14 protein-coding genes are annotated in these 12,959 nt (G+C 69.8%); 8 read left to right on the top strand and 6 right to left on the bottom strand.

From position 1 onward, the window contains the following. Positions 1–10: 10 nt before the first annotated feature. Together ACT3SQ_RS01650 and ACT3SQ_RS01655 are read left to right on the top strand one after the other, a co-directional pair. Entirely contained in the window at positions 11–1,243 is a 1,233-nt protein-coding gene (locus ACT3SQ_RS01650) for a sensor histidine kinase (RefSeq protein ID WP_442332149.1), read from the top strand. Between the two features lies 1 nt (position 1,244). After that, positions 1,245–1,934: a response regulator gene (locus ACT3SQ_RS01655; protein WP_441444737.1), complete on the top strand. Its 690-nt coding sequence runs from the start codon at positions 1,245–1,247 to the stop codon at positions 1,932–1,934. An 85-nt stretch (positions 1,935–2,019) separates the two neighbouring features. Here the strand turns inward: ACT3SQ_RS01655 and ACT3SQ_RS01660 are convergent, their stop codons facing one another. Further along, positions 2,020–2,517 (bottom strand): hypothetical protein, encoded by a 498-nt coding sequence (locus tag ACT3SQ_RS01660; RefSeq protein WP_442332150.1) that lies wholly within the window; start codon positions 2,515–2,517, stop codon positions 2,020–2,022. 324 nt (positions 2,518–2,841) lie between these two features. On the opposite strand from ACT3SQ_RS01660, the gene ACT3SQ_RS01665 reads away from it, so the two are divergent. Continuing rightward, a complete protein-coding gene (locus ACT3SQ_RS01665) occupies positions 2,842–3,324 on the top strand; it encodes a CarD family transcriptional regulator (protein WP_441444739.1) in 483 nt (160 codons plus the stop codon). A gap of 14 nt (positions 3,325–3,338) precedes the next feature. Next, positions 3,339–4,082, top strand: a complete 744-nt coding sequence (locus tag ACT3SQ_RS01670) for a 2-C-methyl-D-erythritol 4-phosphate cytidylyltransferase (RefSeq protein WP_441444740.1) — start codon at positions 3,339–3,341, stop codon at positions 4,080–4,082. 125 nt (positions 4,083–4,207) lie between these two features. Here ACT3SQ_RS01670 and ACT3SQ_RS01675 read toward each other — a convergent pair whose 3' ends face one another. Both ACT3SQ_RS01675 and ACT3SQ_RS01680 read right to left on the bottom strand, forming a co-directional pair. Continuing rightward, on the bottom strand, positions 4,208–4,519 hold the full coding sequence (locus tag ACT3SQ_RS01675; RefSeq protein WP_441444741.1) for a hypothetical protein: 312 nt from the start codon (positions 4,517–4,519) through the stop codon (positions 4,208–4,210). 10 nt (positions 4,520–4,529) lie between these two features. Then, positions 4,530–5,285, bottom strand: coding sequence for an IspD/TarI family cytidylyltransferase (locus ACT3SQ_RS01680; RefSeq protein ID WP_442332151.1), 756 nt, complete (start codon positions 5,283–5,285; stop codon positions 4,530–4,532). A 153-nt stretch (positions 5,286–5,438) separates the two neighbouring features. Here ACT3SQ_RS01680 and ACT3SQ_RS01685 point away from each other — a divergent pair, with 153 nt between their 5' ends. Genes ACT3SQ_RS01685 through ilvA form a run of 3 tightly spaced genes read left to right on the top strand, consistent with a single transcriptional unit; the run spans position 5,439 to position 7,611 of the window. Then, the gene (locus ACT3SQ_RS01685) at positions 5,439–5,756 is read left to right on the top strand and encodes a PTS sugar transporter subunit IIB (protein ID WP_441444743.1); all 318 of its coding nucleotides are present in this window, start codon (positions 5,439–5,441) and stop codon (positions 5,754–5,756) included. Then, a complete protein-coding gene (ispF, locus tag ACT3SQ_RS01690; protein WP_441444744.1) occupies positions 5,753–6,301 on the top strand; it encodes a 2-C-methyl-D-erythritol 2,4-cyclodiphosphate synthase in 549 nt (182 codons plus the stop codon). Before ACT3SQ_RS01685 ends, ispF begins: the two co-directional genes overlap by 4 nt. Then, positions 6,298–7,611: a threonine ammonia-lyase IlvA gene (gene ilvA, locus ACT3SQ_RS01695; protein ID WP_441444745.1), complete on the top strand. Its 1,314-nt coding sequence runs from the start codon at positions 6,298–6,300 to the stop codon at positions 7,609–7,611. Before ispF ends, ilvA begins: the two co-directional genes overlap by 4 nt. A gap of 117 nt (positions 7,612–7,728) precedes the next feature. Here ilvA and galE read toward each other — a convergent pair whose 3' ends face one another. The 3 genes from galE to ACT3SQ_RS01710 all read right to left on the bottom strand — a co-directional run bounded on the left by galE (position 7,729) and on the right by ACT3SQ_RS01710 (position 10,694). Continuing rightward, positions 7,729–8,727 carry a UDP-glucose 4-epimerase GalE gene (gene galE, locus ACT3SQ_RS01700; RefSeq protein ID WP_441444746.1) on the bottom strand — a complete coding sequence of 333 codons (999 nt, stop codon included), beginning with the start codon at positions 8,725–8,727 and terminating at the stop codon, positions 7,729–7,731. A gap of 86 nt (positions 8,728–8,813) precedes the next feature. After that, positions 8,814–10,274 carry a GuaB1 family IMP dehydrogenase-related protein gene (locus tag ACT3SQ_RS01705; RefSeq protein WP_441444747.1) on the bottom strand — a complete coding sequence of 487 codons (1,461 nt, stop codon included), beginning with the start codon at positions 10,272–10,274 and terminating at the stop codon, positions 8,814–8,816. Between the two features lie 75 nt (positions 10,275–10,349). Beyond that, positions 10,350–10,694: a hypothetical protein gene (locus ACT3SQ_RS01710; RefSeq protein ID WP_444501703.1), complete on the bottom strand. Its 345-nt coding sequence runs from the start codon at positions 10,692–10,694 to the stop codon at positions 10,350–10,352. A 256-nt stretch (positions 10,695–10,950) separates the two neighbouring features. Between ACT3SQ_RS01710 and ACT3SQ_RS01715 the strand changes: the two genes are divergently transcribed. Next, positions 10,951–12,936, top strand: a complete 1,986-nt coding sequence (locus tag ACT3SQ_RS01715; protein ID WP_444591936.1) for an LCP family glycopolymer transferase — start codon at positions 10,951–10,953, stop codon at positions 12,934–12,936. Positions 12,937–12,959 lie beyond the last annotated feature (23 nt).

Consider the following 12,959-nt stretch of genomic DNA (forward strand, 5'->3'; position numbering starts at 1 on the left):
GGCTGTACGGGTGCCCCTGTCTGCGCTCCTCGTGCTCGCCGGCGCGATCGGTCTGGTGATCGGCGTCGCCGCGATGCTTGCGCTCGCCCCGCCGCCGCGGCGCCGTGCAGAGCCGTCGACAGCCCCCGGCCAGAACGTCCCCGAGGCCGCGGCCGAGGTCCTCGCGATCCTCTCCTCCGCCTACGTCGTGCTCGACTCCAGCGGTGACGTGCTGCGCGCCTCTCCCCTGGCCTACTCCTACGGCATCGTGCGCGCCTCCGAGGGGGACTACCCGCGCCTGGCCAGCGCCGAGCTGATGGCGCTCGCGGCCGATGTGGGCCGCAACGGCGGGTTCCGCGATGAGCGCCTCAGCCTGCGCCGCTCGTCCCAGGGCGATTCCGATGCCGTGATCGATGTGCGCATCGGGGCCCTCGGCGAGCATGGGGCGCTGCTGCTGGCCGACGATCTCACCCGTGCGGTGCGGGTCGAGGAGACCCGTCGCGACTTCGTGGCCAATGTGTCCCACGAGCTGAAGACCCCCGTCGGCGCCATCACCCTGCTGGCCGAGACGATGGAGGACGCCGCCGAGGACCCGGACGCGGTGCGCCGCTTCGCCGAACGGATGCAGACGGAGTCCCGCAGGCTGTCGCACCTGGTCAAAGAGATCATCGAGCTCTCCCGGGTCCAGGGCGGCTCCGCACTGCCCGACGCCGAGCCTGTCGAGATCGACGAGGTGATCGAGGAGGCGGTGGCGCTGAACCGGAACTTCGGACTGGGCTCGAAGATCGAGGTCAGTGTGGGCGGGACACAGGGGCTGACCGTCTTCGGCTCCCCCGCCATGCTCACCACCGCGCTGTCGAACCTGATCTCCAACGCGATCTCCTACTCCGATCCGCACACCCGGGTCGGGGTGTCCGTGCGCCGTGATCACGGCATGGTCGAGATCTCCGTCAAGGATCAGGGCATCGGCATCTCCAAAGAGAACCTCGAGCGGGTCTTCGAACGCTTCTTCCGCGTCGACCGCGCCCGGTCGCGGGCCACCGGCGGCTCCGGGCTGGGCCTCGCGATCGTCAAGCACATCGCGAGCGACCACGGAGGTGAAGTCACCGCCTGGTCGATGCCGGGCCAGGGATCGACGTTCACGCTCCGACTGCCGGAGATGGGTCGGACCGAGACCATCACCGTCGGCGCCCGCGCGGTCGATGACCCCCACAGCAGCCCATCCGCCTCGATGACCCGTCATGGGTCGGGAAAGGGACATTGATATGACGCGCATCCTGATCGTGGAGGACGAGGAGTCCTTCTCCGATCCCCTCTCGTACTCGCTGCGGAAGGAGGGCTACGAGGTCGCCGTCGCAGACACCGGCACCGACGGGCTGCGGATCTTCACCGCCCACGGTGCCGACCTGGTTCTCCTGGACCTGATGCTCCCGGGGATGAGCGGCACCGAGGTGTGCCGGGAGATCCGCCGCACCTCGACGGTGCCGGTCATCATGCTCACCGCCAAGGACGACGAGTTCGACAAGGTCCTCGGCCTCGAGCTGGGCGCCGACGACTACGTCACCAAGCCGTACTCCTCGCGAGAGCTGCTGGCCCGGATCAAGGCGGTGCTGCGCCGCGGCCAGGACTCAGCCGAGACGGAGGAGTACACCACCCTGAACGCCGGCGGCATCATGATGGACGTCGAGCGTCACGTGGTGGAGGTGCACGGCACCGAGGTCGCACTGCCGCTCAAGGAGTTCGAGCTGCTGGAGATGCTGCTGCGGAATGTGGACCGGGTGCTCACCCGCGGGCAGCTCATCGACCGGGTGTGGGGTGCCAATTACGTCGGCGACACGAAGACCCTCGATGTGCATGTCAAGCGGCTGCGGGCCAAGATCGAGGATGACCCCAAGAACCCCGTGCACCTGGTGACCGTGCGAGGACTGGGCTACAAGTTCGAGTCCGGCAGCTGACCCTCACCGGGACGACAGCATGCAGAACGCCCCGCAGCCGAGGCTGCGGGGCGTTCTGCATGCTGGATGGTGACAGCGGCGGGTCTCAGCCCCCGGCCGGCTGTTCGAAGTCGTAGTAGCCCAGGCTGGTGTCGAGCGTGGGCAGGGAGATCGTGGTGGTCTCGTCGCCAGCGGTCACATCGAGGTTGAGGATCGTGCCGGTCTCCACGTCGAGCGCACCGACCGGGACCAGCTGCTGGCCCTCGCTGGGGCCGAGCTCGACGACACCGTGCGCGGGGACCTGCACCTGGGCGGAGAAGATGGCACTGCCCTCGGCGCTGCCCTCGACCTCTACCGTGATCTCCTCATCGGAGTAGTTCACAACCGTCGAGGAGAACACCGGGGTGCCATCTTCACCAAGGACCAGCACGGCATTGCGCACGCCGGCGAAGAGGGTGCCGTTCTGCTCGAGATTGGCGTTGGTGCCGTCGGCGGCCTGATAGAACTCATGGGTCTGCACCGGGCTGAAGTACGTGCAGCCGGTGGCCGCGAGCGCCAGGCCCATGGCGGCGGCGGAGAGCACGAGACGGCGGGGACGGCGCACGGAGGACTCCTCTTCGATGCCGGATCGCGGCACAGACGTTCTAGGGACAGCTCTGACAGGTTACCCCACCACAAGCCCCGCGCGGCCCCGGGGCGGCACGGCGTGACCGGGTCGATGCAGGAGAAGCCGGAGGGGCTCTCCTGAGGTTCGCGACCGCCGTTCCCGAGGGCGTACGGCTGGTGAGGCAGGAGCGCCGCACTGTGCCCCAACGGCGATCAGCCCGAGCTGTTGGGCGAGCGCTCCGGCAGGTCAGCGGGCAGGTCGGTGCGCATTTTAGCATGACCCCCCGGTGCTAGACTGGTCGGCGGAAAGGGGACCCACCACATGAATTTTGCTGTCGGCGAGACCGTCGTCTACCCGCACCACGGTGCCGCGCTCATCGAAGAGGTCAAGACCCGCACCATCAAGGGGGAGGATCGCACCTACCTCAAGCTGAAGGTTGCCCAGGGAGATCTGACCATCGAGGTCCCCGCCGACAACGTCGATCTCGTGGGAGTGCGCGACGTGGTGGACAAGGAGGGCCTCGAGGAGGTCTTCGAGGTGCTGCGTCAGCCCTATACGGAGGAGCCCACCAACTGGTCGCGCCGCTACAAGGCGAATGTCGAGAAGCTGGCCTCCGGAGACGTCAAGAAGGTGGCCGAGGTCGTTCGTGATCTGTGGCGCCGCGATCAGGATCGCGGGCTCTCCGCCGGTGAGAAGCGGATGCTGTCCAAGGCCCGTCAGATCCTGGTCTCCGAGCTCGCACTCGCGGAGAAGACCGACGAGGCCAGCGCCGAGTCGATCCTCGACGAGGTCCTCGCCTCCTGAGCCCCCTGCCCCCCGTGTCACCCCTCCCGACCGCCGCGACAGTGCGGCCCGTCGTCCTCGCCCTGGCTCCCCCCGCGCCAGGTCTCTCCCGCGGTGCGGCGACACCATGTCTCGAGCTGCTCGGCGGTTCGCGACTGATCAACCGGCTGCTCGGCACCCTCCACGGCCTCGGGCTCCCGATGCCGCTGGTGGTCACCGCCGACGTCGCCGCATCGCAGCTGCGTGCGGCCCTCGATCCCCGCATCCCCGTCGTCTCTGTCGCCGGCGATCGCCGCAACGCTTTGCAGACGGTCCTCGAGCGCACCGACGAGGAGCTGCTGCTGCTGCATGATGCGGAGCGCGCGCTCACCCCGGCCTCTGTCATCACCGAGGTGCTCTCCGCTCTCGAAGCCAGCATCGATGCCGTGGTGCCCGTGATCGCCCTGACCGATTCGGTCAAGGAGGTCCGGCCCGACGGCCTGCGGAACATCGACCGCACCACCCTGGCCGGCCTGCAGAGCCCCCGGCTGCTGCGGCGCGAGCTGCTGGAGAGGGTGCTGGAGCCTGCTGCTCCGGAGAGCATGCCCCGCGCAGGGATCGATCGCGGACGCTTCGACGAGATCCTCGTGGCCCTCGAAGGCGGGGCCGAGGTACGCACCGTGCAGGGCTCTCATTCCGGTTTCGCGGTACTGGACCGACTCACCCTGTGGCAGGCGCAGATCTCCCTGGGCCTGGCCCGGGACACCTCGCACCGGTACGGCATCTCACGACGCGGCTGAGAGGCCGCGCAGGGAGGTTCCCCGGGAAATCAGGGCCGTCGCCCGGGCAGGTCGCGCAGACAGTCCGCCCGGCGGCCAAATCGCCCGGCAAAGTCGCGCAGATAGGTCGCGCAGCACCCCGCAGCTCAGCGGCCGCTGCGGCTGCGCCAGACGGTCCGGAACTCCGCGGCCATCCGGCCCGGTTTGGACAGCGTGCGCACCGGCAGGCTCGTGGCGAGCTCCCCGGGGTCACGGCGCAGCCGTCGCATCAGGCGCCGTGGCTTGCTGGAGATCCGCTGGCGGAGATCCGGCAGATAGTCGTCGGACACATCCAGTCTGGTCACGGCTCCGCAGCCGGTGCACTGGATCTGGGACACGAACCTGCCGGCGTAGACGACCACGTGCTCCGCCTCCTGATCGCAGGCGGTGCAGCGCAGGTAGCTCTCCTCGACGTTCATCGGCTCCTCCTCACCCTGTCCTCAAACCTAGCGCGCTGACCACGTCCTGGGCCAGCAGCAGATCCTGGGCGTAGGTGATCTTGAAGTTCGTCTCCTCGCCGCGCACCCAGGTCACCGGGATGTCGGTGTACTCCTCGGCGCAGGAGGCGGTGTCAGTGCCGACGAATCCGTCCCGGGCCGCGGCCTCATAGGCGTCCAGGATCGTGGCGGCGTGGAATCCCTGCGGGGTCTGCACCCTCACCAGGGCGTCCTCTCGCAGATCGGCGCCGGGAGCCAAGGTGTGCCCCGGCCCCGCTGAGGCGATGTCCAGGGCGGGGATGCCCGGAACCGCCCCGCCGCTCTCCCTGGCCGCATGCAGCACTGCTGAGACCAGGCCGTGGGAGACCAGCGGGCGGGCGGCGTCGTGGATCAGCACAGTGTCCACCGCGCCGGAGTCGATGCGGTCCGCCAGATGGCGCAGTGCCAGCAGCTCGGACTCCTGGCGGGTCTCGCCGCCGGTGATGATCTCCAGCGGATGCTCGGTCTCGCGCGAATCCACGAAGCGGGCGTGTTCGAGATCGTCCGGTCGCACTACGAAGACCAAGATGCCTATCCCCTCGACCGCGGCGAGCGTGTTCAGGCCCCAGCCTGCGATGCTGCGACCAGCCAGGGGCAGGAACGCCTTGTTGATGCCGGCGCCCACGCGGGTGCCCGAGCCGCCGGCGAGCACGACTCCGGCCGCCCGCCCGGGCGGACGGGGAGTGCGGAGGCGTCGGGGCTGAGTCACGCTGGCATCGTAGACGGCCGCGGACCTCTCGTGGATCACCCAGCGAGGACGTGACAGAATCGACCCTCGCCGGTGTCTTCCGGTCCTCACCCGACAGCCTCCTCAGATCGTCGGGACGCTGGTCGTCACCCGACCCACAGCTCAGGAGTTCGTATGCTCACCATCGCCATCGTGTGCGGCGCAGGAATCGCCACCTCCGCACTGATCGCGGAGCAGGTGCGGGAGCATCTCACCTCCGGCGGCCGACAGATCCAGGTCGTCCAGGCCACCGTCATGGACCTGCTCTCCCCCGACTTCCGGGCGGACCTCGTGGTCAGCACGGTGGATCTGCCGGACGCCCTGGGCATTCCCCGGGTGTCCGGGATGCCGCTGCTGCTGGGGACCAACCCTCAGGTGACCTACGACGACATCGATCGCCTGCTCGAGCGCATCGCTCCCCGCAGCGCGGGCGGGGAGGACGGCTCCCGATGACCTCGCACCCCTCCCCCCTGCCCCGTGTCGGGACCGGAGTGGATGTCCATGCCTTCGCCTCGGCCGAGTCCGGGCGCGAGCTGTGGGTCGCGGGACTGCGCTGGGACGGGGAAAGAGGCCTGGCCGGCCACTCCGACGCGGACGTCGCCTGCCATGCAGCCTGCGATGCGCTGTTCTCAGCCGCGGGGATCGGTGACCTGGGCACGCACTTCGGTGTCGACCGGCCCGAATGGGAAGGCGCCTCAGGAGTCCGTCTGCTGGAAGAGGCGGCGCGACTGGTGCGTGCGGCCGGCTTCACGATCGGCAACATCTCCGTGCAGATCATCGGCAATCGTCCACGCCTCTCCGGGCGCCGCGACGAAGCGGTCTCGGTGATGAGCGAGGCGGCCGGTGCACCGGTATCCGTCTCCGGCAGCACCACGGACGGTCTCGGGCTGACCGGCCGCGGCGAGGGTGTGGCAGCGATGGCGACGGCGCTGGTCGTCGCCGTCGGGAAGAGTACCTCCGACGACGAGAGAACCTCCGACGAGGAGAGAACAGCATGAGCGAGACGACGCCATTACCGGTGCGCGCCCCGGAGGTCGAGAGCGCCGCAGCACGCCTGGCCCCGGTCCTGCGGCGCACGCCGCTCGAGCTCAGCGAACGGCTGAGCAGGCTGACCGGAGTGCCGGTCTGGCTCAAACGTGAGGACCTCCAGTCCGTGCGCTCCTACAAGCTGCGCGGCGCCTATCTCTTCCTGGACTCGTTGAGCCCGGAGCTCCGGGCCGCCGGGGTGGTGGCCGCGAGCGCAGGCAACCATGCCCAGGGAGTCGCATACGCCTGCCAGGCCCTGGGCATCCACGGCCGCATCTACGTGCCCGGTACCACCCCCCGTCAGAAGCGCGAGCGGATCACTGCGATCGGCGGGGAACTGGTGGAGCTGGTGCTGATCGGGGACACCTTCGACGATGCTGCCGAGGCCGCCGCGGATGACGCGGAGCGCACCGGTGCCACCCAGGTGCCCCCTTTCGACCATCCGGTGATCATGGCCGCGCAGGGGACCGTGGCGCTCGAAGCCGCCGATCAGCTGCGCTCAGAGCACGGTCGCGAGCTCGGCACCATGGTCCTTCCCGTGGGCGGGGGCGGGCTGCTCGGCGGCTGCGGCGCCTGGCTGCGGGAGCGGAGCCCCTCCACCCGGATCATCGGTGTGGAGCCAGCCGGTGCGGTCTCCATGGCCGCTGCGGTCCGCGCCGGCCGTCCGGTCACCCTGCACGAGATGGACCGCTTCGTCGATGGCGCCGCGGTGCGCCGGGTCGGTGCGGGCCCGCTGCAGATGGTGCAGGCCATCACCCCCGAGCTGGTCGCGGTCGAGGAGGGCGCCGTATGCACGGAGATGCTCGAGCTCTACCAGGTCGAGGGGATCATCGCCGAGCCCGCCGGGGCTCTCGCCGCGACGGCGGTGGCCTCTGGCGCGATCGCGCACCTGGGCCGGGCGGGGGCTGGCGCGAATGATCCGGAGGAGGAGACCGGTGACATCGTGGTCGTCGTCTCCGGCGGCAACAACGACGTCTCGCGGTACAACGAGGTCGTCGAGCGCTCCCTCGTGCACGAGGGCCTCAAGCATTACTTCCTGGTGACCTTCCCTCAGGAACCGGGCGCTCTGCGTCGCTTCCTGGACCGCGTGCTGGGGCCGAACGACGACATCGTGCTGTTCGACTACATCAAGCGCAACAACCGCGAGTCGGGGCCGGCCCTGGTGGGCCTCGAGATCGGGAACCGCTCGGACCTCGAGCCGCTGATGGCGCGCATGGCCGCCTCGAACATGGAGATCGAGCGGGTCGATCCGGAGAACCCGATCTACCGCTACCTCACCTGAGAGGCGTCGGCGGCGGGGCAGACGCCCCGCACATACGCGAAGAGCCGAGTCCTGGAAACGCCCCTGGCCTCGGCTCTTCACATGCTGCGGTGAGGGTCAGCCCTCGGTGCAGGCCTCTCAGCCTTCGGAGTACGCCTCGACATCCGGGGTGATCGCCGCCGAACGGGCCTCGACGGCCGAGCGCACGATGTCATCCAGACCGTGCTCGGACTTCCAGCCCAGGGTCTGGGCGATGCGGTCCCCGGAGCAGATCAGGCGAGCCGGGTCCCCGGCTCGTGGTGCGCCGATCTCGGGGATGATCTCGATGCCCTTGGCCCGGGCGATCGCGTCGATCACCTCGAGCACGCTCGATCCCTCGCCGGTGCCGACGTTGAAGGTGCGGTGGGGGCGCTCTTCGCCGCGCAGGTAGTCCAGGGCGGCGATATGTGCATGGGCCAGGTCGAGCACATGCACGTAGTCGCGGACGCAGGTGCCGTCGGGGGTGTCGTAGTCGTCGCCGAACACGATCGGGGTCTTCCCCTGTTCGAGCCGGTCCAGCACGATCGGCACCAGGTTCATCACCGCGGTGTCGGCCAGCTCGGGCCAGCCCGCGCCGGCCACGTTGAAGTACCGCAGGGCGACGGTGCGCATGTCGTGGGCCCGCTCGGCGTCGGCGAGCATCCACTCCCCCACGTACTTGGTCGCGCCGTAGGGGTTGATGGGCTGCGGGGCGAGCTCCTCGGTGACCAGGTCCACGTCCGGCATCCCGTACACCGCGGCGGAGGAGGAGAACACGACGTCGCGCACCTCGGCGCTCGCACAGGCGGAGAGCACGTTGGCGAGCCCGCCGATGTTGTCATGCCAGTACATCTCGGGATTGGCGACGGATTCGCCGACTTGCTTGTGGGCGGCGAAGTGGATCACGGAGTCCGCACCGCTGGCCCGCATCTGGAAGGCGAGCTTCTCGCGCGCGTCCGGGAGCGTCACGTCGAGCTCAATCAGCTCAGCGCCCTCGGTGCGCTGTCGCAGACCTGTGGAGAGGTTGTCGACCACGACCACCTTCTGCCCCTGTTCGAGCAGGAGTCGCACCACATGCGATCCGATATATCCGGCGCCACCGATCACGAGAGTCGTCATGGGCCCAGCCTACCGGCCCGCCGGCGTCGGCCGCCCAGGAACGGTCATCCAGGAATGGCCGGCCGACGCCAGGGCCGGTGCCGCGGTCAGCTCCAGGAGCTGGAGATCGGACGGCCCTCGTTGTAGCCGGCGGCGCCCTGCAGCCCGATCACCGCCCGCTCACGGAACTCCTCGGTGCCCGCTGCTCCCGCATAGGTGAACGAAGAGCGCACCCCGGCAGTGATCTCGTCGAGCAGGTCCTCGACGCCGCCCTTCCCCTCGGTGAGATACATGCGCGAGGTGGAGATGCCCTCCTCGAACAGTCCCTTGCGGGCACGAGCGAAGGCATCTTCATGCGCGGTCCGGTGGGAGACCGCACGCTTGGAAGCCATGCCGAAGGACTCCTTGTAGCGTCCGCCGGCCTCGTCGGTGCGCATCTGGCCGGGAGACTCATAGGTCCCCGCGAACCAGGAGCCGATCATCACGTTGGACGCCCCGGCGGCCAGCGCGAGCGCGACGTCGCGCGGGTGACGCACCCCGCCGTCGGCCCAGACGCTCCCGCCGAGCCGGCGGGCCTCTGCGGCGCACTCCAGGACAGCGGAGAACTGGGGCCTGCCCACGCCCGTCATCATCCGGGTGGTGCACATCGCTCCCGGCCCGACTCCGACCTTGACGATGTCGGCGCCGGCTTCGGTCAGCTCCCGGGTGCCCTCGGCGGTGACGATGTTGCCCGCGGCCAGGCGCACCGCTGTCCCCTCCCGGGGGCCGAGCGCCTCGCGAGCGAGACGGAGCGCGTCGATCATCTTGTCCTGGTGCCCGTGAGCGGTGTCCAGCACGATGACGTCCACGCCGACAGCGACCAGCTCACGCACCCGCGTGGCGACATCGGCGTTGACCCCGACGGCGACCGCGATCCGCAGCCTGCCCTCGGCGTCGGCCGCCGGGCGATAGATGGTCGAGCGCAGCACGCCGTTGGCGGTGAGGACACCGCGCAGCATCCCGTCCTCGTCGACCACGACCGCGGCGTCATGGTGAGTCGCGGCGATCCTGCCGTGCAGCTGCGCCGGGCTCACCTCGAGATCGCTCGGGCGCAGCACCGGCACATCTTCGCTGAGCACCTCCCCCACCTCGGAGAAGGAGTCCCGGCCGGCGATCTCCTCCGCGGAGATGGTGCCCAGTGGGCGGCGCTCCTCATCGACCACCACGACGATGCCGTGGGGCCGCTTGGGCAGCAGGTCCGCCGCCTGGCCGAGGGTGCCGGTGGCGGTGAGGGTGAGCGGGTGGTCCACCAGCAGGTCACGTGACTTCACCGAGCGTACGATCGAGTCGATCCGCTCCGGGGAGAGGTCCTGGGGCAGCACCGCGAGACCTCCACGTCGGGCCATCACCTCGGCCATGCGCCGCCCGGTCACGGCGGTCATGTTCGCGGCGATCAGCGGGATCGTGGTGCCGGTCCCGTCATCGCTGCTGAGGTCGACGTCGAAGCGCGAGGTGATCGCGGAACGACCCGGCAGGAAGAAGCAGTCGTCGTATGTGAGGTCGGTCGACGGAGTGTGGATCAGGCGCATGCGGCCAGGATACGGGTGGCCCCATGTGCCCCACCTCCACGAAGTTCTCACAGGCTGTTGCATGACCAACCAGCGTCAAGCTCCTAGGATGTAGCGCATGACGGACCCATCCTCGGCCTCACGGCGCAGACGTCGTCGGTCCGGCAGACACCAGCAACCAACCCGACGCGCCCCTTCGACCCCGCTCCCCGCAGACGAGGCGCGGAGGAATCGCGACGCCGCCTTCGGTTCCCCGAACCCCAAACGCACCTGGCTCGGCGGATCCGCGAGCTCGGCGGAATCAGCGAGCTCCGCGAACTCGGCGTCCTCGGCGTCCTCGGCGAGTTCGGCGAACCCGAGGTCCTCGGCATCCAGCGCGCCGGTCCCGCCTTCGGCGCCCACGCCGACGGCTGAGCAGAACCCGCCCTCGGCGCGACGCACCTCGTTCCCCGGAGGATCGGTCTCCCCCGCCGCCGCTGCCGGATCTGCAGCAGCATCCCCGGCACGCCCCGACGATTCCGCTCGGTCCGCATCCCGATCCGCAGAGCAGTCCGAAGAGCAGTCCGCGGCTCGGCCCGCAGATCAGCCGGCAGAGCAACCGGCAGCGCAGACACCTGCTCGGCCACGGGGCCGTCGGGCCGCTTTCCCGCTCCACCAGCTCGACGGCACCGGATCCCCCGGGGCCGCCGCCGACTCAGTGGACACCGGCGCAGTCGGGACCGGCGCAGTCGGGACCGGCGCAGTCGGCGCTGACGCCGCAGGCCCCGGGGAGTCAGCGCATGGCCGCCATGCCACGGCAGGGCCCGTCACCGAGCAGGACCTCTGGTCGACCACCACGGACGAGGCCTCCGCACCGGAGGATGACTCCGCACGGGAGCCGGCCTCCTCCTCCCCGCTGGCTCCGCCCGTCGGTGTCGAGCCGGCGACGATGGACGCCGAGCCCGCAGCCCCCTCCGGATCTGCGTCCGGTTCTCCCGCGGCGAGCGGTCCGAGGATCGTTCCCGGACGGGCCGCACCGCTCTCCGGCACCTCGGCCGAGCACACCGGCGGGTCAGCCGACGCTGCCGACGGCGCCGACCAGGACAAGGACCATGCGGAGGGCGCCGTCTCCGGCTCACTGCCGCGAGTCGCGTTCTGGACCGTGCTCACCTCGGTGCTGCCCGGTGCGGGCCTGGTGACCACCCGCCTGCGCCGGCTCGGCTGGGTGCTGCTGGCGGTGTTGCTGCTCGCGCTGGTCTCGGTCGCGGCCTTCCTGTTGCTCGGAGATCCTCTGCGCAACGCGATGATGCTGGTGACCAATCGCAGCGTGCTGATCGGGGCCATGCTCGCGGCGGGCGTCGTGGGCCTGGTCTGGGCGCTTCAGATCGTGCTCGCGAATCTCGCGCACTCGACCCGGGAGCGGCTCCAGGGGGCGAAGCGATATCTCGCCCTGGCACTGGCCGCGCTGATGGTTGTGGCGGTCGCACTGCCCTTCGGGCGCGGGGTGCAGTCGCTGTGGGCGCTGCAAGGCTTGATCGGCTCCGAGTCCGTGTTCGGCGGCGGTGGCGGCGGCGATCACCCCTTCACCTCCGGCAAGGACCCGTGGGCCAACACCGGGCGGCTCAACGTCATGCTGCTGGGCCAGGACGCGGGCGCGGACCGCACCGGCACCCGCCCCGACACCATCATGGTGGCCTCGATCGACACCGCGACCGGGCAGACGGCGCTGTTCTCGATCCCCCGCAACCTCGAGAACGTCGAGTTCCCCGAAGGCACGGTGGCCGCCGAGACGTTCCCCGACGGCTTCGACTACTTCGGCAAGAACCAGAACCTCATCAATGCCGTGTGGACCTGGGCAGAGGATCGCCCCGATCTGTTCCCGAATGATCCGGAGCCGGGCCTGACCGCGACTCGCTGGGCCGTTGAGGAGACCCTCGGTCTCGAGATGGACTACTACGCGATGGTCAACCTGCAAGGTTTCGAAGACCTCGTGGATGCTCTGGGCGGCGTGGATATGGTCGTCGAGCGCCGGATCCCGATCGGTGGCGGCGCCGCCAAGATCGACGGCTACATCGAGCCCGGGCAGCAGAAGCTCGACGGCTTCCATGCGCTGTGGTACGCCCGCTCCCGCGAGGGATCCAACGACTTCAACCGCATGTGCCGCCAGCAGCGCATCGTGCGGGCGGTCACGGAGGAGGCGGATCCGACCACACTCGCCCTGTCGATCCCCCGGCTGGTCAACGCCACCGAGGAGAACATCGTCACGGATATCCCGGTGGGCAACCTCGATGCCTTCGTCGACCTCGCCCTGCGGGTCAAGGACGGCGGCTTCACCTCGTACCCGATCACGCAGGACGTCACCTTCTCCGGGAACCCGGACTTCGAGTACCTCGAGGAATGGGTCGACGCGTCGATCGAGGATTCGATGACCCGGGAGGCACCGGAGTCCGTGCTCGGCGAGACCGAGCCCGGCTCCACCGCACCTGCGGAGACCGGCACCGCGCCGGCGGACGAGGAGCAGGAGCCCGGCGTCGATGAGGGCTCCGCGAGCGCGGAGGAAACTCCGAGCGACGAGCCGAGCAGCGACGCCGAGACCCCGACCTCGGAGGAGTCCGCCAGCCCCGGTGCCGGGGAGGAGAGCTCCCCGGCTCCCGAGATCGAGAAGGATCCGCTGAAGTCCTGCCTGCCCGGTTACGAGGAGTGACGAGCCGGGACCCGGCAGCGGCC

Origin of the sequence: Brachybacterium sp. AOP42-C2-15, from assembly GCF_052377065.1 — a bacterium.
In the GTDB taxonomy this organism is placed as follows: domain Bacteria; phylum Actinomycetota; class Actinomycetes; order Actinomycetales; family Dermabacteraceae; genus Brachybacterium.